The sequence below is a fragment of the Acetobacter fabarum genome (assembly GCF_040702925.2).
In the GTDB taxonomy this organism is placed as follows: domain Bacteria; phylum Pseudomonadota; class Alphaproteobacteria; order Acetobacterales; family Acetobacteraceae; genus Acetobacter; species Acetobacter fabarum_B.
In genome coordinates this window covers 20,904-38,423 of sequence record NZ_JBFCXX020000007.1, presented here as the reverse complement: position 1 = coordinate 38,423, position 17,520 = coordinate 20,904, and the positions used below count along the sequence as shown (strand labels likewise).

The following is a 17,520-nucleotide window of genomic DNA, read 5'->3' as shown; positions in this document are numbered from 1 at the left end:
TGGCAACCTGTGGGGGCTGTTCAGGCCCGCTGAGGGAGTGCCACCCCTTCAAGTTCAAGCAGCCAGACTTTGTCATCTACGCCACCATCGCCCGAATATCCTCCAAGCCCATTGCGCGCCAGCACGCGGTGGCACGGGATAAGAATGGGAATAGGGTTGCGCCCGACAGCCTGTCCTACGGACTGGGGGCTGCCACCTGCTTTTTGTGCCAGTTCGCCATATGTTATGGTCGATCCTGTGGGGATGGTCTGCAAAACTGTCCAGACTTTTTTCTGGTATGGCGTGCCATAGGGTTCGAGCGGAAAGGGAAAGGCGCCTAGGGCGGACGGGTTATCAAACCACTGGTCCAGCCAGTCCCGTGCCTGGCAGAGGAGTGGTGTTTCGGTCTGGTCCCGTCCCCAGCCCCAATCCAGGGAAATGATTTTTCCATCTTCTTCAGACAGGGTAAGTGGTCCCAAAGGAGAGTGGAGGGAAAGCTGAGGCATGGGTCAGGCACTTTCTGAATAACAACAGAGTGGGGCGGGACAAAAGCAGGCAGGGTGTGGTGGTGCTGCGAGCACTTTCCATATAGGCCGTTTTTTATCATTTTTTAAATCTACGTTTGCGGACAAAACTGCACTAAAAACACGGTGTTGTCTTGAACAAAACAGTAAGGAACACAGTACGGTGGGATATCAGGGGGAAGACACTATTTTTGCTCTGTCTACAGGTGTAGAGCGCGCGGCTATTGCCGTTATGCGTGTGAGTGGCAAAGGGAGTGCGGACCTTCTGGTAAAGCTCTGTGGTGTGCTGCCTCCACCACGCAAGGCTGTTTTACGCCGCATATGGCGGCAGGCGGATGTGCAGGACACCTTGTTGGACGAAGCCCTTGTTCTGTGGTTTCCCGGCCCCAAAAGCTATACGGGGGAGGATGGGTTTGAGCTGCACCTGCATGCAGGGCCTGCCATAATTCAGGCTGTGGCCCATGCTCTGGTGGATGCTGGGGCACGTCCTGCGGAACCGGGTGAATTTACGCGCAGGGCTTTTATCAATGGCCGGATGGATCTGGTGGAGGCCGAAGGCATAGCCGATCTGGTGGCTGCGGAAACCGAAAGCCAGCGCAGGCAGGCGCTGGCGCAGGCCGATGGTGCACTGAGCCGTGTTTATGAGGGATGGTCAGAACGGCTGAAAAAGCTTCTGGCTTTTCAGGAAGCCCTGATAGACTTTCCTGACGAGGACCTCCCCCCTGAGGTGGAGGAGGAAATCCGATCAGGAATCCGCCAGCTTATCGGGCAGATGCAGCAGCATATTGCCGATGGGCAACGTGGGGAGCGTATTCGGCGTGGGGTGGTGTTTGCCATTACAGGCCCACCCAATGCAGGTAAATCCAGTTTGCTGAACTGGCTGGCGGAACGGGATGCCGCCATTGTTTCCCCCATTGCAGGGACCACGAGGGACGCGCTGGAAATTGTGGGCAGTCTGGCGGGGATCAAGGTCACGTTTGTTGATACTGCTGGCCTGCGTGAGACTGAGGATGACATAGAGGCCGAAGGTGTGCGTCGTGCTTTGTTTCACGTGAAACAGGCTGACTGTGTTGTGCAGATGTTTGCAGCCTCCGAGATACCACAAAGTATCTTCCCCGGTGCGCTTGTTGTTGGGAACAAGCTTGACTTGGCCGACCTTCCGGCAGAGGTAGAGGGCGTTGGTGTTATTCCTGTCAGCCTTAAAACAGGTGAGGGGCTGGATGCGCTACGCCAGATTCTGGAGCAGAAGGTGCTGGCGTTAACCGCATCGTCCACAGGGATGCCACTGTTAACCCGGGCCCGCCATAGTGCAGGGGTGCAGGATGCCTGCGCCAGTCTGGAAGAAGCGCTCCGGCAGGAGTGGCCCGAAGTGCGGGGTGAGGAACTCCGGCTGGCCATGCGGGCTCTGGGGCGGTTAACAGGACATGTAGGGGTTGAGGAACTGCTGGATGCCATTTTTGGGCAGTTCTGTATTGGCAAATAAGGGCATGGTGCAGGCGTTGTTATGATAGGGTCTTACGATGTGATTGTGGTTGGCGGTGGTCACGCCGGGTGCGAGGCAGCCGCCGCAGCTGCCCGGTGTGGGGCCAGAACGCTCCTGCTGACGCATAACAGACACACGGTTGGTGCCATGTCCTGCAACCCGGCGATCGGGGGCATAGGCAAGGGCCACCTGGTGCGGGAAATTGATGCACTGGATGGGCTTATGGGCCGTGCGGCAGACCGTGCCGGTATTCATTTCAAACTGCTTAATCGCTCCAAGGGACCAGCCGTACAGGGGCCGCGTGCGCAGGCGGACCGTATGCTGTACCGTCAGGCCATACAGGACCTGCTTGCCCAAACACCGGGGCTGGATATTGTGGAAGGCGCTGTGGCAGACCTGCTGTGCCAGAACGATGGACGGGTCTGTGGCGTTGTATGCGAAGATGGCAGGCGATGGCAGGCCGGTGCGGTTGTGCTCACAACCGGCACGTTTCTGGATGGGGTTATCCATATCGGGCATCAGTCCCAGCCAGCAGGGCGTATAGGGGAGCAGCCTGCAAAAGCTCTAGCGCAGCGCCTGCGGGGCATGAGCCTGCGCATGGGGCGCTTAAAAACCGGTACACCGGCAAGGCTTGAACGCAGCAGCATAGACTGGCCCGCTCTGGCTGAAGACAAAGGAGACGTTGTTCCCGAACCCTTCAGCCGCATGACACAGGCCATCACCAACCCGCAAATGGTGTGCGGCATTACCGCGACCACGCAGAAAACGCACGAGATCATTCGTGAACATCTGCACCTGTCCGCGGTCTATGGGGGAGGGATTTCGGGCCGTGGGCCAAGATACTGCCCATCCATAGAAGATAAAGTCGTGCGGTTTGCGGACAAGACAAGCCACCAGATTTTTCTCGAACCCGAAGCTCTGCCCGAGCATGAGGGAGGTCATCTGGTTTACCCGAACGGTATTTCCACCAGCCTGCCTGCCCATGTGCAGGATGCCATGATTCATTCCATTCCCGGTCTGGAACGCGTAGTGATCGCGCAGTACGGATACGCGGTGGAGTATGATTATGTTGACCCGCGTGAACTCACAACATCGCTTGAACTGCGGCAGTGCCCCGGCCTGTTTCTGGCAGGGCAGATTAATGGAACAACCGGGTATGAGGAGGCCGGTGCACAGGGCCTGCTGGCCGGGGTGAATGCCGCCCGTTGTGCAGATGGACAGTCTGGCGTGAGTCTGGACCGTGGGAAGGCTTATATTGGCGTTATGGTGGATGACCTGACAACGCAGGGGGTTAGCGAACCCTATCGCATGTTTACGTCCCGGGCTGAATACAGGCTGACCCTGCGGGCAGATAATGCCGATATCCGCCTGACACAGCTAGGTGTGGAGTGGGGGTGTGTTGGTGCGCAGCGTCAGGCGGTTTTTGAGCACGAACTGGCGCAGATCAATACCGTAACGGAGCAGGCCGAAGCCGAGGGCTGGCAGCCACAGCAGCTTGCCAGCGTGGGGATGAAGGTCGCGCAGGATGGCCGGCGCAGGAGCTTGCTGGAGGTTCTGGGCTATGGGGCTGATCCATCGGTTGTAGAGCAGATTGCTCCATGGTTTTTGCAGGTGCCAGAGCGGGTACGCCAGTATGTGACCACACAGGCGCGCTACAGTGGGTACCTGACCCGCCAGAATAGGGAAATCAAACAACTGGAAGCCGAAACGGAAATCCGTTTTCCGCCGCAGCTGGATTTTGCCTGCATTGGTGGGCTGAGCACGGAAATGAAGGAAAGGCTGGAGCAGGCTAAACCAGAAAGTTTTAGTGCTGCACAGCGTATTCCCGGTATGACACCTTCTGCGCTCATGGCGATTCTGGCCTATTTGCGCAAAGGGCAGGAGCAGGTGCATGTTGGCTGAGTACGAGACTGTTTCACGTGAAACAGAAGAACGTCTGCATGCCTATATGGCTGTGCTCAAAAAGTGGAATGAGCGGATCAACCTTGTCTCCCCCAAGGATATGGATAACCTGTGGGAGCGGCATATTCTGGATAGTCTCCAGCTTGTACCTTTGGTAAAAGGGCATGAGCGATTTGTGGATATGGGGTCAGGTGGTGGTTTTCCCGGTATTGTGCTGGGCATAGCGGCCAATATTCCGGGGGTGCTGATCGAATCCGATCAGCGTAAATCCGCGTTTTTGCGTGAAGCCGCCAGAATAACGGGTGCGCCACTTACCGTCCTGCCCTGTCGGCTGGACTGTACCGAGGTCGCTCCCGCACCAGTGGTTACGGCGCGTGCGCTGGCCCCGCTGGATAAATTGCTTACATGGGCGCGTCCACTACTGGAGCCCGGTGGTGTTGGCCTGTTTCTGAAGGGACGGCAGGCCGAGCAGGAGATTGAGGAGGCAGCTAGGACCTGGCGGTTTGATGTCCGGTCATGGCCCAGCAAAACAAGCCCCGATGGTGTTATTCTGGAAGTGAGTAATTTTAATCGTGCAGAAGGCTAAAAAAAATCGAAAAGACTGCTGCATCCTTGCAGTAGCAAACCAGAAAGGTGGCGTGGGCAAAACAACCACCGCCATCAATCTGGCCGCAGCTTTGGCAGCCGATGGCGCTCGCGTTGTGCTTCTGGATCTGGACCCGCAGGGCAATGCCTCTACCGGTGTTGGTGTCAGCTACGATGCCAGGAAAGGTGGTACTTATGCCCTGCTCATGCACGAAAAACCTGCGCATGATCTTTTGCAGCCAACCGAGATTGATAACCTGTCGGTTATCGCAGCCAACACGGAACTGGTCGGAGCCGAGATCGAACTGGTTGAAATGCAAGGCCGCGAATACAGGCTGCGCGAGGCACTGGAGCCACTGGCCCAGCAGGTAGATTATATTATCATAGACTGCCCCCCAAGCCTTGGCCTGCTGACACTGAACGCTCTGGTCGCCGCCCACGGCGTACTGGCTCCCTTGCAGTGCGAATTTTTTGCGCTCGAAGGTTTGGGGCATCTGGTCAAAACCATCGGGCATGTGACCAAAAACCTGAACCCCGGCCTTAAGGTCGCAGGCATTGTGCTGACCATGTATGACAAACGGAACAATCTGTCCGAACTGGTCGCAGCAGACGCACGCAGCTTTTTTGGCGATGATGTGCTTGAAACCCTTATCCCGAGAAATATCCGCATTTCCGAAGCGCAGAGCCACGGTCTACCCGTCATGACCTATGACCCCCGCGCAACCGGAGCCACGGCCTATCAGGCGCTTGCCGCTGAAATCATGAGGAGAACGGCATGAGCACGCCGCCACGGAGTAAAGCCGCAGCCCGCCCAAAACTGGGCCGGGGACTCGCCGCATTACTGGGGGATGCCGCCGGAGCGGGCATGAGTTCAAAAGGGAATGAATCCGAACACAAGGGTGGTGGTGTGAGCGTCCTTCCGGTTGAAGCTCTTGTTGCCGGGCCATTCCAGCCTCGGCAGATTATGGAACCGGCTGCTCTTGAAGAACTGGCGGATTCCATTCGTGAGCGGGGAATCCTGCAGCCTATTCTGGTGCGCCCTGACCCGGATAAAAAAGGCCAGTACCAGATTATTGCAGGTGAGCGCCGGTGGCGGGCCGCTCAGTTGGCCCAGTGCCATGAGGTGCCCGTGCATGTGCGCGACCTGAGCGAAGCCGATGCCATGGCTGCGGCACTGGTGGAAAATCTCCAGCGTACAGACCTGAACCCGGTGGAAGAAGCCGAAGGCTTTAACCGCCTGATGGACGATTACAGCCTGACGCAGGAAGACCTTGCCAGAGCCATTGGCAAGTCCCGGCCCCATGTTGCCAACATGTTACGCCTGCTCAAGCTGCCAGATGCCGTTCGGGCGGAGCTTAAAAAAGGCACATTGTCTGCCGGTCATGCCAGGGCATTGCTGTCTCACCCCAACCCTGTGGCTGCCGCGGCTGAAGTTATTGCCCGAGGTTTGTCTGTTCGCCAGACCGAGGCTTTGGTGCAGAAGGCATTGGAGCAGCAGACTGGCAAACCAGTGGTTCAGGAAAAGAAGATCCAGAACCCGGAAATCGCAGCCCTTGAGCGTGATCTTGCCAGCCGGTTGGGGCTCAAAGTGGCCGTTAACTTTGATGGACGCAAAGGGGGATCTCTGGAGATTCATTATAAAAGTCTCGATCAGTTGGATACGGTTCTGGCTTTGTTAAAATCCTGAATTTTCAGGCTTGTGCTTATCAAAAAGGGGTGGTAAAAGACCCCCACTTCAGCCCAATGGCTGTAAGGGTGCATAGCTCAGTTGGTAGAGCAGCTGACTCTTAATCAGCGGGTCCAAGGTTCGAGTCCTTGTGCACCCACCAAATTTTCCTAGATTTTGGTGGTTCAGATGTCAGGCTGGGAAAGTAGTCCAGCCTACCGGAGTTTATTCGGGATCATTTGAAACTGTTTTTTCAAGATGACCTGACGCGAGTTTTATTCCGTCGTGGGAGTGTTCCCAGTCAGGACTGAGGCTTTCCCCTTTTTCTCCAAAAACTGCCTGTTTTTGTGGTTCTTTTTCACAAACGGCCATACGGCCATACGTGCATCGGGCATAAATATGCCGCCAGACCCCGCCTTGGTTACGTGTTTGCTGCATTGTGAGGAAGAATGGGGCTGGTTCTTAGCAAGGGAAGTCTTGCCAGCCTGAAGTCACACGCCCTTCGTGTGGTCATGTTTTTAGTATGGCGAACTAAGCAGGAAAAAGCCGTGCAAAATGCAAGGGAAAGCTGGTTGGACTACTGTAAGCCCCGTTCTTTTAGGCCGGTCCAGACGCAGCCATACCGTGTGAGGACACTTCTATTGGGAATGGCGCTGCGCGCCCGCAAAGGTCTACGTCAGGCAATCTGGGGGGATATGTCCAATGACTGCACAAGACGTGCTAACCAAAGATAAAGGCAATGCTATCAGCCGCACTAAACGTGGTGGATAATTGCAGTATTTACGAATATCATAGGGAAGGTAAACAATGCGGCAGGATGAACATTTCTGGTATTCATCCAAGCTCCAGAATTTTTCAGGAAAATCTGGAGCGGGCGATGGGATTCGAACCCACGACCCCAACCTTGGCAAGGTTGTGCTCTACCCCTGAGCTACGCCCGCATTGGATGGCCTCCTTTTATGGGGGAGCGCTCAATTGTGCAAGAGGGAAAATGCAAGAAAGGCGCTTTTTTTGCATGCAACTGCACGCATCTGTCATGGGGCAGCGCTCTACCAGCCCTTGGCGGTCGGTTTGCCTGCCTGCTAGACAGAACAGTGCTCCTCGCAGCAAGGAAGGAAAGCCGTGACCACGTTCTTATTCCGATCTCTGTACCATCAGGGATTTGTGCGCGTGGCGGCCTGCACGGCACCCGTCACTCTTGCAGACCCGTATGCCAACAGGGACCAGATTCTGGCCACTGCCCGCACCTGCGCCCAGCAGGGGGTAGGCTTGTGCGTTTTTCCCGAACTCGGGCTGAGCGGTTACTCCATTGAGGACCTGATCCAGCACAGCACGCTCCAGCGTGGGGTGGAAAACGCACTGGTGGAACTGGCGCAGGCCACGGTGGACCTGCTGTCCGTGCTGGTGGTTGGGGCTCCCCTGGCCCACCGGAACAGCCTGTATAATTGTGCGGTAGTGCTGCACAGGGGCCGTATTCTTGGCGTGGTGCCCAAAAGTTATCTGCCCAATTATCGTGAGTTCTACGAAAAACGACACTTTGCTCCGGGCGCTGCCGTGCGTGGGCAAAGTATGCGTCTTGGCGGGCAGGATGTTCCCTTTGGTGTGGACTTGCTGTTTACCGCCCATGATGTGCCGGGCTTTTGCCTTGGGGTGGAAATCTGTGAGGATATGTGGGTCCCCAATCCGCCTTCCTCAGCGCAGGCCATGGCCGGGGCCACCGTGCTGGCCAACCTGTCTGCAAGCGATATTACCGTAGGCAAGGCCCGTACCCGCAGTTTGCTCTGCCTCTCCCAGTCCGCGCGGTGCGTGGCGGCTTACCTGTATGCCGCTGCGGGCGAGGGCGAATCCACCACGGATCTGGCATGGGATGGCCAGACCGCCATTTTTGAAAATGGCGTGCTGCTGGCTGAAAGTGAGCGTTTCCCCACAGGCGCACAGGCCGTTGTGGCGGATATTGACCTCACATTGCTCCGCCATGAGCGCGCACAGGTTGGCTCCTTTGCCGATTGTGCCGCCATGAGCGGCCAGCCTCAGACTCTCTGGCGGTCCATAGGGTTTACGCTGGCCCCCCCGACATCTGACCTGGGTCTGCTGCGCCCGCTCTCGCGCTTTCCCTTTGTGCCAGCGGACCCGGCACGGCTGGAGCAGGATTGTTTTGAGGCTTTTACCATTCAGGTTTCGGCTCTCAAGCAGCGGCTTAAAAGCTGCCGGGCTGCGGGCATGGTTATTGGTGTCTCTGGCGGGCTGGACTCCACCCATGCCCTGCTGGTGGCGGTACGCACGGCGGACGAACTGGGCTGGCCCCGCACGGCCATCCGTGGCTACACCATGCCCGGCTTTGGCACCACGGAGCAGACACTGGCCAGCGCACGTGCCTTGATGGAGCATCTGGGCATTACGCAGGCAACGCTGGACATCCGGCCTGCCGCAACCCTTATGCTCCAGACCATGGACCATCCTTTTGCCAGAGGGGAGCCCGTGCATGACATTACGTTTGAAAATGTGCAGGCCGGGCTGCGTACGGATTTTCTGTTCCGTCTGGCCAACCAGCACAACGGTATTGTTATTGGCACGGGTGACCTGTCGGAGCTGGCGCTGGGGTGGTGTACCTACGGCGTGGGAGACCAGATGGCGCATTATAACGTGAATGCAGGTCTGCCCAAAACCCTTATCCAGCACCTTATCCGCTGGTGCATTGCCTCGGGGCATTTCCCGGCGGATGTGTGTGTCGTGCTGCGCACCGTTCTGGCAACCGAGATATCCCCCGAGTTGATCCCCGCAACGGCGGGTGCCAGCCAGAGCACGGAAGAAACAATCGGGCCATATGCCCTGCATGACTTCACGCTTTATTACGTGCTGCGTCATGGCTTTGGGCCGGCGCGCATTGCCTTTATGGCCGAACAGGTCTGGCGCGATGCCGGGCATGGTGTCTGGCCGCCGGGCTTTATGCCGCATGACCACAAAAGCTACGGTCTGCCGGTTATTCGCAAATGGCTGAAGGTCTTTATGTTCCGGTTTTTTACCACCAGCCAGTTCAAGCGCTCGGCCATGCCCAATGGTCCCAAGGTCATGGCGGGGGGGAGTCTCTCCCCCCGGGGGGACTGGCGCGCCCCCTCTGATGGCAACGCAACCCTGTGGCTGAAGGAGCTGGAAGACCTTGTGCCCGAAGCCTGAAATACCGCCCAGTCGGCGGAATGGCATTGTGCCCGGTCTTGGGTTATAAGCTGGGACCATGACAACATCGCGCCACGCCACAGTTCACCGCGTTACCAGCGAAACCGATATTGCCATTGCCCTGACTCTGGACGGGACTGGCAAGGCTCGGGTTGAAACCGGTATCGGCTTTTTTGACCACATGCTGACCGCTCTGGCCAAGCATGGCCTGTTTGATCTGGATATAACGGTCAAGGGTGACCTGCATATAGATGGCCACCATACGGTGGAGGATACGGGCATTGCTCTGGGGCAGGCCATGCGGCAGGCACTGGGCGACAAGCGCGGCGTGCGCCGGTTTGGCTCGGCTCTTGTGCCGCTGGACGAAGCGTTGTGCGAGGCGGTGGTCGATCTTTCTGGCCGTCCGTTCCTGACGTTTGAAGCCACCTTTGACCGGGACCGTATTGGCGGGCTGGATACGGAACTGGTGGAAGAGTTTTTCCGGGCGTTTGCCATGTCCGCCATGCTCACCCTGCACCTGAACCAGCGGGCTGGTAAAAACTGCCACCATATTGCCGAGGCGGCGTTCAAGGCTCTTGCCCGTGCCCTCCGTATGGCAGTAGAGCCGGACCCACGCGCCCTTGGGGCCATTCCTTCGACCAAAGGCGTCCTGTAAACCAACCGGCGGCGGGTGTGATTCCGCCATGTTCTGGCCAGAACATGGTCCCGCCCCAATAGACAACCAGCCGTGTTTTTTGCCCCGGTGCGGGGGAGTGGCACGGTTTTCCGCACGATCAGAACCAGGAGGGTTTTATGGCCCCGCCTCTCTCCATTGCTGTTGTCGATTACGAAGGGGGCAATCTGGCCTCTGCTGCCCGGGCCGCCCTGCGCGCAGCCGAGCTTTCCGGCCTTAACGCCTCGGTGATCATTACCAACGAACCGTCCGAGGTCCGACGCGCGGACCGCATTATCCTGCCCGGTCAGGGTGCATTTGCGGACTGTGCACAGGGGCTGGAGGCCATTGCGGGTCTAAAGGATGCCATTTTGCAGACTGTGGCAAAAGGCACGCCGTTTTTGGGCATCTGCGTTGGCATGCAGCTTATGGCCGAACGCGGGCTTGAGCATGGTGTAACCGAAGGTTTTGGCTGGATCGCGGGGGAAATCGCCCCTATGGAAGCCCCCGGCCTGCGCCTGCCGCAAATGGGCTGGAACGAGTTGGAACTCCACCAGTCCCACCCGCTGACCCAAGGGCTGGGCCCAGCCCCGCATGGCTATTTTGTACACTCTTACGCCCTGCGCAACACCACGGATGACGTGCTGCTGGCCAGTGCGGATTACGGTGGCAGCGTGCCAGCCATCGTCTGCCGCAATAACGTGGCAGGCACACAGTTTCACGTGGAAAAAAGCCAGACCGTGGGGCTGAAGATTCTTGCAAACTTTTTAGCATGGCAACCGGAAGCGACGTTCTGATGCCCCGCGTAACCCGCGTCCAGCGCATTGTGTCGCTGGAGGAAGATGACCTTCAGGCTTTGTGCGAGTCCGTGGATGCCGCCATTCTGGATGGCGGCGGGTTTGGCTGGTTACAGCCACAGGGCCGGCAGGTGCTTGAGCGTTATTTTCGGGGTCTGCTGCTGGTGCCCGAGCGCATGCTGTTCGCCATCCGGCTGGATGGGGTTATTGTTGGAGGGGCCCAGCTTATTCGCGCTCCCCGCAATAACGAGTTGCAGGCCATGTGCATTACCCTTGCCCACCTGTTTGTTGCACCGTACGCGCGCAGGCGGGGGCTGGGGGCAGCCTTGTTGCGGGAGGTGGAAAACGCCGCACGTAACATGGGCTTCCGGGTGCTGAATGTGGATGTGTTGCAGACACAGACCGCAGCCATTGCTCTTTTTGAAAAGACCGGGTTCCACATATGGGGCAGACACCCGTTTTACGCCCGGGTGGGGGATGAGCTTGTATCGGGGCTGTTCCTTACCAAATGCCTCGATGATAGCCTGCCTTTACAGTCCACCAAGACCCGTAACGAACAAGAAGCCAGCCACACGCCATGATCACATCCACGCCCTCCCGTCCGCTGACCCTCTACCCCGCCATTGACCTGAAGGATGGCGCGTGTGTGCGCCTGCGCCGTGGGGAAATGGACGATGCAACCGTTTATTCCGACAACCCCGGCGCACAGGCTACGGCATGGCAGGATGCAGGGTTTGAATGGCTGCATGTGGTGGACCTGAATGGCGCGTTTGCCGGGGCATCGGCCAACACACAGGCTGTGCGTTCCATTCTGGACGCCGCCCATGTGCCGGTCCAGCTTGGTGGGGGGCTGCGGGACATGGCCGCCATTGCCGCATGGTTGGAGGCGGGGATTACCCGTGTTATTCTGGGTTCGGTCGCGGTCAAGAATCCCGCTCTGGTGCGCGAGGCCTGCCGTGCCTTCCCCGGTCGTATTGTGGCCGGGATTGATGCGCGCTCCGGTCTGGTGGCGACCGAGGGCTGGGCGGAAGTGTCGGACATGCAGGCAACCGACCTTGCCCTGCGGATGCAGGATGCAGGGGTTGGCGCAATTATCTTTACCGAAATCAGCCGGGACGGCATGCTCGAAGGGCTGGATATCGAGCAGACCGTAGCGCTGGCCAACACCATATCCATTCCCGTTATTGCCAGCGGGGGGGTGGGCAGCCTTGACCACCTTGCAGCCCTGCGCGAGGCGGCCAACACCACACCGGGCATAGAAGGTGTTATTGTTGGTCGTGCGCTGTATGATGGCCGCGTATCACCCTCACAAGCCCTGCGAGTGCTGAGCGGATGCTGAAGCTACGCGTTATTCCCTGTCTGGACGTAAAAAATGGCCGGGTGGTCAAGGGGGTCAACTTTGTTGCCCTGCGTGATGCGGGCGACCCGGTCGAGCAGGCAGCGGTGTACGATGCTGCCGGGGCCGATGAACTGACTTTTCTGGACATCACCGCCAGCCACGAAAACCGGGATACCATTCTGGATGTGGTGAGCCGCACCGCAGAAAAAATCTTCCTGCCCCTGACCGTGGGCGGGGGTGTGCGCACCACGGATGACATGCGCCGCCTGCTGCTGGCCGGGGCAGACAAATGCGCCATGAACTCGGCCGCCGTGACCCGTCCCGAACTGATTAACGAGGCCGCACGCAAGTTTGGCAGCCAGTGTGTTGTGGTGGCGGTGGATGCACGCCAGACCGCACCGGGGACGTGGGAGGTCTTTACCCATGGTGGCCGCACCCCAACGGGCATGAACGCCATAGACTGGTGCAAACAGGCTGCCGAGCGCGGCGCGGGTGAAATCCTGCTGACATCCATGGACCGTGACGGCACGGGCAGCGGGTTTGATCTGGATCTGCTGCGTGCGGCAACACAGGCTGTACGCCTGCCGATTGTGGCGTCTGGTGGTGTTGGCACGCTCGACCATTTTGTGGAAGGTGCCCGGGCCGGGGCAACAGGGTTGCTGGCCGCCAGTGTTTTCCATTTTGGGCAGTTTACCGTCTCTCAGGTCAAACAGGCTTTGACCCGGGCCGGACTGCCGGTTCGCCCTTCCCCCGCTCCTTTTCAGGTCAGTCAGACGTCATGATCAAAAAAGCTCCGTCAAAAGCCACTGCCAAAGCCGAGACCAAAACCGTCAAGGCTAAAAAAACCAAGGTGGCAGAAACCCGGAAACTCCCTCCGCTGTCCAATGGGGCAGATGCTTTCGTGCTCAACCGGCTGTATGACGTTGTGCAAAGCCGCAAGAACGCGGACCCCGCAGTAAGCCATTCGGCCCGCCTGCTCTCACGCGGTACCTACAAGATCGCGCAGAAGTTTGGTGAGGAAGCGGTGGAATGCCTGATCGAAGCCGTGGCAGGCCGCACCAGTCTGCTGGTGGGGGAAAGTGCCGATGTGCTGTACCACCTGATTGTCATGTGGGTGAATGCAGGCATTACGCCAGATGAGGTCTGGGCCGAACTGGCCCGGCGTGAAGGCACAAGCGGCATTGCCGAAAAAGCCTCCCGCCCCAAGGTGTCCCTACCCCCATCCGGCGCAACCGCACCAGACGCAACAGAACAGGACTGACCGACCATGGCTGTGACCGGCAAAGGCCCTTACGACCAGCAGAACATTTTTGCGAAAATCCTGCGTGGTGAAATCCCGTGCAAACCCGTTTTTGAAAACGACTGGGTACTGGCCTTTGAGGACATTGCCCCCAAAGCCCCGGTGCATGTGCTGATTATTCCCAAAAAACCGTATGTCTCGTTCATGGATTTCAGCAAGACCGCTCCGGCGGAAGAAATTGCCGGGGTCATGCGCGCAGCCGGGCAGATTGCCCACACTCTGGGGCTGGAAGAAAACGGCTACAGGCTGATTACCAACGCAGGCACCAATTCGGGGCAGGAAGTCCCGCATTTTCACCTGCACCTCATGGGGGGTGGCCCGCTTCCGGCGTTCCCACAATAACGCGGCTTAACGCCCCCTTTTGCAACAAAGGCACCAGACCATGACGCCTATGGACATGCTTCTCTCCCGCGCCTCCACCGACCGGCTGCGGGACCCGGCTCCTTCGCCCGAGCAGTTGATGGCTATTCTGGGAACAGCCATGCGCGCACCCGACCATGGTCGGCTTCAGCCATGGCGTTATGTTGTGATCGAGGGGCAGGACCGCCCCGCTCTGGCCGAGCGCATTGTGGCCAGCATGGCGCGTGTGGAGCCAGAAGCCCCCGCTGCCAAAATTGAAAAACGCCGCACCCGTTTTGCCACCATGCCCATGATTATTGCTCTGGGCATGCACCTGCAGCCTGAGCATAAGATTCCGCTCTGGGAGCAGGAAATGTGCGTGGCCGCAGGTGCTATGAACATTCTTAACGCCCTTTATGCAACCGGTTTTGGTGGCGTATGGGTTTCCGGCGAACTGGTGGAGGACGCCGTTCTGGCGGCCGAGCTGGGGTTAAGCCGGCTGGCGGGTTTTTTGTTTGTGGGTACGCCAGATGGCGCACAGCACACACCCAAGCGGGCCGACCCCGCCCTGTTTACCGCGCGCTGGCACGGCCAGCCCGTAACCTTTGGCGCAGATAAGGACTAACCCATGTCCGACATACAGCAGACAGACGTTGCCGTTATTGGTGGTGGTCCGGTCGGGCTGGCCACAGCCCTTCTTATGGCGCGAGGTGGTCTTTCGGTAACCGTTCTGGAGCGCGCTCCGCTTGATGCATGGTCCGAACCCGGTTTTGACGGGCGCGAAATTGCCCTGACCCACCACTCTGTCCGTCTGCTTGAACAGACCGGAGCGTGGTCCCACATTCCGCAGGCGGTTGTTTGCCCGCTCAAGGAAGCGCGGATTGAAACCGGTAGTTTCCGGCACCCGCTAACGTTTGACACGCGGGGCGAAGGGGTGGATGCGCTGGGCTGGCTGGTTTCCAACAACCAGATCCGTCGCGGCCTGTTTGCTGCGGCACAGCATATGCCCAACATTACCCTTCAGCCCGGTACGGCCGTGCAGACCATCCGTCAGGGGCAGGATTATGCGGCGGTCCACCACACGGGCGGGCAGGTGAATGCAAAACTGGTTGTTGCGGCGGACGGGCGTTTTTCTCCCACCCGGCAGCGGGCAGGGATTGGCGCAATTGTGCATGATTTTGGCCGGTCCATGATGGTCTGCCGCATGGCGCACGAATCCCCCCACCATAATGTTGCGCTCCAGTGGTTTGATGAGGGGCAGACAATCGCCCTGCTGCCCGTTAACGGCATGGCCTCCTCCCTTGTGCTGACCCTGCCCCCGCAGGAGATTGAGGCACTGGTCCACATGCCGCGTGAGGCGTTTAATGCCGAAATCATGCGCCGTGTAGGCAACCGGCTTGGGGCCATGCGGCTTGTCAGCACCCGGCATGTTTACCCGCTCAAAGGCGTTTACGCGCACAGGTTTACAGCCCGCAGGCTGGCGCTGGTGGGCGATGCCGCGGTTGGCATGCACCCGATTACGGCACACGGGTTTAATCTGGGTCTGAAAGGGCAGGACATACTGGCCCGGCAGGTGCTGGCAGCGGTTGCGAATAATGGGGATGCAGGCAACCCTGCGGCCCTGCGCGCATTTGAGCGTCAGCACCGCAAGGCAACGGCGCTGCTGTTTGCTGGCACAAACGGGATTGCCTCGCTCTATACCCATGATGGCCCGCCTTTCCGCCAGATCCGTGAAGGGTGCCTGCGTGTGGCGGACAGGTTCTCCCCCTTCAAAAAGGTGGTGACATCCCTGTTAATGGACCGTCAGCCCTCTACTCCTTGAGCCGGAGGGCGGGCAGGCTTACGGGTTTTGCGGGCTGGTTGCGGTGTTTCCGGCCGCGCCAGTTCTCCTGCCAGCCAGTGGGCCAGTACGCTGAGAATATAGTCCTGTTCCGCTTCATTCAGCTGGCGGCCGGATGGCAGCGCATGCCATTTGGCCAGACATGAGCGACAGCATGTTCCCGTGGCGTGCTGGGCTACAAAAACCGGATGCCCCTTCCACGGTGTCTGCCGTCCGTCTTTGAGTGGTGCGGCGGGTGCCAGGCGGCGGGCTATGAAATCCTGCCCATGCTCCAGCACCAGCGGCAAACCTTTTTCCCGCAGATACGCCATATCCTGCGCATTGAGATGAAAACGCTGCCTGAACGCGGAACGCGCCAGTTTTTCCCACAATTCTGGTGGCACCACAGCTTGTGGCGTCACAGTCCGGCGCGGGAAAAGATCATCCTGAAAAAAAGTCATCCCCTGCTTTATGGGGTTGGCTGGTCTGTTTTTCCAGCGGCAGGGCTGTTGCAGCCGGGATGTTCGGGGTTGTTGGTTGCATAAGCGGCCCTGAGTGCCGCCAGAATGGGGGCAGATGGTTCACCCAGTGGCATCTGGTACAAAGCGCCATTGGTTACAATGGACAGGAACCCCCATGCCTTGTGGCCATCTGGGGTAAAGACCACCTCCATCTGGTAGGCCGCACAGTCATGGGGTTTGCACAGGTGCCCCAGCAGGTAGGGTTTGCCATCAATGCTTGTTTTTTCAACCGGGACCGAGGTCGCTTTTAACGCCGAGACCCAGGGCGGCAGGGTGCTCATGGCATGGTATGCGGGAGCAAAGGCTGGCTGTGCGGCAAATTCCGCGGTAACGGGAAGATCCGCTGCCAGAGCAGGCGTTGCCAGACCAAGAGCAGACAGTAAAAGGAGGGAAAAACGCATGGTTACACCTCATGAACTCTGTTTGCCACAATAACAGCACCATATCCGTTCTGTCTTTGGCTTATGGTGCAGATTATGCCTGTATTATGATCAAACAAGGGCAATAAATGCACGGACAGTTTTTTGCATCAGATAATAAAACCTGAGCGAATTGTTCCTGTTAATATTAAGTTAACTGTGACGGACTCCATCATTTACAAAATTCGGAATCCCCGGAAAGAACGGGGAGGCAGGTGTCTTGCCGAAAACAAAAAGACGGAAGCATAGGCTTGCATAACCGTCTATGCATGGAGTGATTGTGCATATGATTGGAGAAACTTCATTATTTATAAACGGTCTTTTCAAAAAAAATCTTCATATGCAAACACTATGGCTCTCTGGTTGTTGCATCAGGTCAGAGGTGTTGCTTTTATCCGCACAAGAAATGATCTGAGTCATTGAATATGTTCTGTAAATTGTCATGCTATTTATGGTTAGGAATTATGTAATGGCATAAGGGAGTTTTGTAACAGTTGGAGAGAATAGTGCGGGTTTTGCGGGATGCACAGCCAGCACGCCGTGCCTGTGGGCGGGGGGGAGGTGTGTGTCTGTAAAGACACAGATTCTGTTTCTGCTGTTCCCATCGGGAGGAATCGAAAAAAGATATATTTTTTATGTTGGTAATTTTTAAGAAATGTGATTACAAGCCGTTAAAGCCTTTTAGGCATATCCGTTCAATAATTGTCATGTACAAAATTCTGTCTGAGAGGGAGCCAGTAACTCTATGAGCAAGGCCTTTATTGCAGCAGTGATTCAGGATTCGATCAACTGCACAGGGGTTGCCGCCAATCAGGCTGCGAATGACCTTATTGATGCTATTGTTGTCGAACTCAAGCGTGAGGGTGGGTTTACCCTGCCGTCCTTTGGCACGTTTACAGTCCGTAAAACCAAGGCCCGCAAGGCGCTCAACCCCCGCACGGGCGAGCCGGTCAAGGTTAAGGCTGGTAAAACGGTACGGTTTAAAGCCAGCCCCAATCTTAAAAAAGCTGTCTGAATACCA

17 protein-coding genes, 2 tRNA genes and 1 pseudogene are annotated in these 17,520 nt (G+C 57.8%); 16 read left to right on the top strand and 4 right to left on the bottom strand.

Annotated features, from left to right (window positions below; genetic code table 11):
* Positions 1 to 20: 20 nt before the first annotated feature.
* Entirely contained in the window at positions 21 to 485 is a 465-nt protein-coding gene (locus AB2L51_RS07300; RefSeq protein WP_395582054.1) for a methylated-DNA--[protein]-cysteine S-methyltransferase, read from the bottom strand.
* 181 nt (positions 486 to 666) lie between these two features.
* Between AB2L51_RS07300 and mnmE the strand changes: the two genes are divergently transcribed.
* From mnmE to AB2L51_RS07270, 6 genes are all read left to right on the top strand, one after another.
* Positions 667 to 1,986, top strand: coding sequence for a tRNA uridine-5-carboxymethylaminomethyl(34) synthesis GTPase MnmE (mnmE, locus tag AB2L51_RS07295; RefSeq protein WP_395582055.1), 1,320 nt, complete (start codon positions 667 to 669; stop codon positions 1,984 to 1,986).
* Between the two features lie 21 nt (positions 1,987 to 2,007).
* On the top strand, positions 2,008 to 3,888 hold the full coding sequence (gene mnmG, locus AB2L51_RS07290; protein WP_395582056.1) for a tRNA uridine-5-carboxymethylaminomethyl(34) synthesis enzyme MnmG: 1,881 nt from the start codon (positions 2,008 to 2,010) through the stop codon (positions 3,886 to 3,888).
* Positions 3,878 to 4,474 carry a 16S rRNA (guanine(527)-N(7))-methyltransferase RsmG gene (rsmG, locus tag AB2L51_RS07285; RefSeq protein ID WP_395582057.1) on the top strand — a complete coding sequence of 199 codons (597 nt, stop codon included), beginning with the start codon at positions 3,878 to 3,880 and terminating at the stop codon, positions 4,472 to 4,474. The genes mnmG and rsmG overlap by 11 nt, the downstream gene beginning before the upstream one ends.
* Complete coding sequence (locus AB2L51_RS07280) at positions 4,461 to 5,252, top strand: ParA family protein (protein ID WP_395582058.1); 792 nt, start codon at positions 4,461 to 4,463, stop codon at positions 5,250 to 5,252. The genes rsmG and AB2L51_RS07280 overlap by 14 nt, the downstream gene beginning before the upstream one ends.
* The gene (locus tag AB2L51_RS07275) at positions 5,249 to 6,160 is read left to right on the top strand and encodes a ParB/RepB/Spo0J family partition protein (protein WP_395582059.1); all 912 of its coding nucleotides are present in this window, start codon (positions 5,249 to 5,251) and stop codon (positions 6,158 to 6,160) included. Before AB2L51_RS07280 ends, AB2L51_RS07275 begins: the two co-directional genes overlap by 4 nt.
* Positions 6,161 to 6,226: 66 nt before the next feature.
* Positions 6,227 to 6,302, top strand: a tRNA-Lys gene (locus tag AB2L51_RS07270).
* A 703-nt stretch (positions 6,303 to 7,005) separates the two neighbouring features.
* Here AB2L51_RS07270 and AB2L51_RS07265 read toward each other — a convergent pair.
* Positions 7,006 to 7,080 (bottom strand) — tRNA-Gly (locus tag AB2L51_RS07265).
* 181 nt (positions 7,081 to 7,261) lie between these two features.
* Between AB2L51_RS07265 and AB2L51_RS07260 the strand changes: the two genes are divergently transcribed.
* The 9 genes and pseudogenes from AB2L51_RS07260 (at position 7,262) to ubiM (ending at position 15,562) form a co-directional block, all read left to right on the top strand.
* Positions 7,262 to 9,313 carry an NAD(+) synthase gene (locus AB2L51_RS07260; protein ID WP_395582060.1) on the top strand — a complete coding sequence of 684 codons (2,052 nt, stop codon included), beginning with the start codon at positions 7,262 to 7,264 and terminating at the stop codon, positions 9,311 to 9,313.
* Between the two features lie 58 nt (positions 9,314 to 9,371).
* Complete coding sequence (hisB, locus tag AB2L51_RS07255; protein ID WP_165991186.1) at positions 9,372 to 9,968, top strand: imidazoleglycerol-phosphate dehydratase HisB; 597 nt, start codon at positions 9,372 to 9,374, stop codon at positions 9,966 to 9,968.
* A gap of 137 nt (positions 9,969 to 10,105) precedes the next feature.
* A complete protein-coding gene (hisH, locus tag AB2L51_RS07250; protein WP_395582061.1) occupies positions 10,106 to 10,762 on the top strand; it encodes an imidazole glycerol phosphate synthase subunit HisH in 657 nt (218 codons plus the stop codon).
* Positions 10,762 to 12,101 (top strand): annotated as a pseudogene (gene hisA, locus AB2L51_RS07245) (1-(5-phosphoribosyl)-5-[(5-phosphoribosylamino)methylideneamino]imidazole-4-carboxamide isomerase). Before hisH ends, hisA begins: the two are co-directional and overlap by 1 nt.
* A complete protein-coding gene (gene hisF / locus AB2L51_RS07240; protein WP_395582062.1) occupies positions 12,095 to 12,883 on the top strand; it encodes an imidazole glycerol phosphate synthase subunit HisF in 789 nt (262 codons plus the stop codon). The pseudogene hisA and the gene hisF overlap by 7 nt, the downstream one beginning before the upstream one ends.
* Positions 12,880 to 13,362, top strand: a complete 483-nt coding sequence (locus tag AB2L51_RS07235; protein ID WP_395582063.1) for a phosphoribosyl-ATP diphosphatase — start codon at positions 12,880 to 12,882, stop codon at positions 13,360 to 13,362. The genes hisF and AB2L51_RS07235 overlap by 4 nt, the downstream gene beginning before the upstream one ends.
* 6 nt (positions 13,363 to 13,368) lie before the next feature.
* Positions 13,369 to 13,743: a histidine triad nucleotide-binding protein gene (locus AB2L51_RS07230; protein WP_086646532.1), complete on the top strand. Its 375-nt coding sequence runs from the start codon at positions 13,369 to 13,371 to the stop codon at positions 13,741 to 13,743.
* A 40-nt stretch (positions 13,744 to 13,783) separates the two neighbouring features.
* On the top strand, positions 13,784 to 14,365 hold the full coding sequence (locus tag AB2L51_RS07225; protein WP_395582064.1) for a nitroreductase family protein: 582 nt from the start codon (positions 13,784 to 13,786) through the stop codon (positions 14,363 to 14,365).
* Positions 14,366 to 14,368: 3 nt separating this feature from the next.
* Positions 14,369 to 15,562 carry a 5-demethoxyubiquinol-8 5-hydroxylase UbiM gene (gene ubiM / locus AB2L51_RS07220; protein ID WP_395582065.1) on the top strand — a complete coding sequence of 398 codons (1,194 nt, stop codon included), beginning with the start codon at positions 14,369 to 14,371 and terminating at the stop codon, positions 15,560 to 15,562.
* Here ubiM and AB2L51_RS07215 read toward each other — a convergent pair.
* Entirely contained in the window at positions 15,544 to 16,020 is a 477-nt protein-coding gene (locus AB2L51_RS07215; protein WP_395582066.1) for a DUF4186 domain-containing protein, read from the bottom strand. The two genes, ubiM and AB2L51_RS07215, sit on opposite strands and share 19 nt — an antisense overlap.
* A gap of 8 nt (positions 16,021 to 16,028) precedes the next feature.
* Complete coding sequence (locus AB2L51_RS07210; protein WP_395582067.1) at positions 16,029 to 16,481, bottom strand: Ivy family c-type lysozyme inhibitor; 453 nt, start codon at positions 16,479 to 16,481, stop codon at positions 16,029 to 16,031.
* A gap of 763 nt (positions 16,482 to 17,244) precedes the next feature.
* Between AB2L51_RS07210 and AB2L51_RS07205 the strand changes: the two genes are divergently transcribed.
* The gene (locus AB2L51_RS07205; RefSeq protein WP_025826862.1) at positions 17,245 to 17,514 is read left to right on the top strand and encodes an HU family DNA-binding protein; all 270 of its coding nucleotides are present in this window, start codon (positions 17,245 to 17,247) and stop codon (positions 17,512 to 17,514) included.
* The last annotated feature ends 6 nt before the right edge of the window (positions 17,515 to 17,520 follow it).

What these genes read in the sequence shown, in the direction of transcription:
- AB2L51_RS07300 (WP_395582054.1), bottom strand. Translation starts at nt 485, where the DNA reads ATGCCTCAGCTTTCCCTCCACTCTCCTTTGGGACCACTTACCCTGTCT.
- mnmG (WP_395582056.1), top strand. Translation starts at nt 2,008, where the DNA reads ATGATAGGGTCTTACGATGTGATTGTGGTTGGCGGTGGTCACGCCGGG.
- rsmG (WP_395582057.1), top strand. Translation starts at nt 3,878, where the DNA reads ATGTTGGCTGAGTACGAGACTGTTTCACGTGAAACAGAAGAACGTCTG.
- AB2L51_RS07275 (WP_395582059.1), top strand. Translation starts at nt 5,249, where the DNA reads ATGAGCACGCCGCCACGGAGTAAAGCCGCAGCCCGCCCAAAACTGGGC.
- hisB (WP_165991186.1), top strand. Translation starts at nt 9,372, where the DNA reads ATGACAACATCGCGCCACGCCACAGTTCACCGCGTTACCAGCGAAACC.
- hisH (WP_395582061.1), top strand. Translation starts at nt 10,106, where the DNA reads ATGGCCCCGCCTCTCTCCATTGCTGTTGTCGATTACGAAGGGGGCAAT.
- hisF (WP_395582062.1), top strand. Translation starts at nt 12,095, where the DNA reads ATGCTGAAGCTACGCGTTATTCCCTGTCTGGACGTAAAAAATGGCCGG.
- AB2L51_RS07235 (WP_395582063.1), top strand. Translation starts at nt 12,880, where the DNA reads ATGATCAAAAAAGCTCCGTCAAAAGCCACTGCCAAAGCCGAGACCAAA.
- AB2L51_RS07230 (WP_086646532.1), top strand. Translation starts at nt 13,369, where the DNA reads ATGGCTGTGACCGGCAAAGGCCCTTACGACCAGCAGAACATTTTTGCG.
- AB2L51_RS07225 (WP_395582064.1), top strand. Translation starts at nt 13,784, where the DNA reads ATGACGCCTATGGACATGCTTCTCTCCCGCGCCTCCACCGACCGGCTG.
- ubiM (WP_395582065.1), top strand. Translation starts at nt 14,369, where the DNA reads ATGTCCGACATACAGCAGACAGACGTTGCCGTTATTGGTGGTGGTCCG.
- AB2L51_RS07215 (WP_395582066.1), bottom strand. Translation starts at nt 16,020, where the DNA reads ATGACTTTTTTTCAGGATGATCTTTTCCCGCGCCGGACTGTGACGCCA.
- AB2L51_RS07210 (WP_395582067.1), bottom strand. Translation starts at nt 16,481, where the DNA reads ATGCGTTTTTCCCTCCTTTTACTGTCTGCTCTTGGTCTGGCAACGCCT.
- AB2L51_RS07205 (WP_025826862.1), top strand. Translation starts at nt 17,245, where the DNA reads ATGAGCAAGGCCTTTATTGCAGCAGTGATTCAGGATTCGATCAACTGC.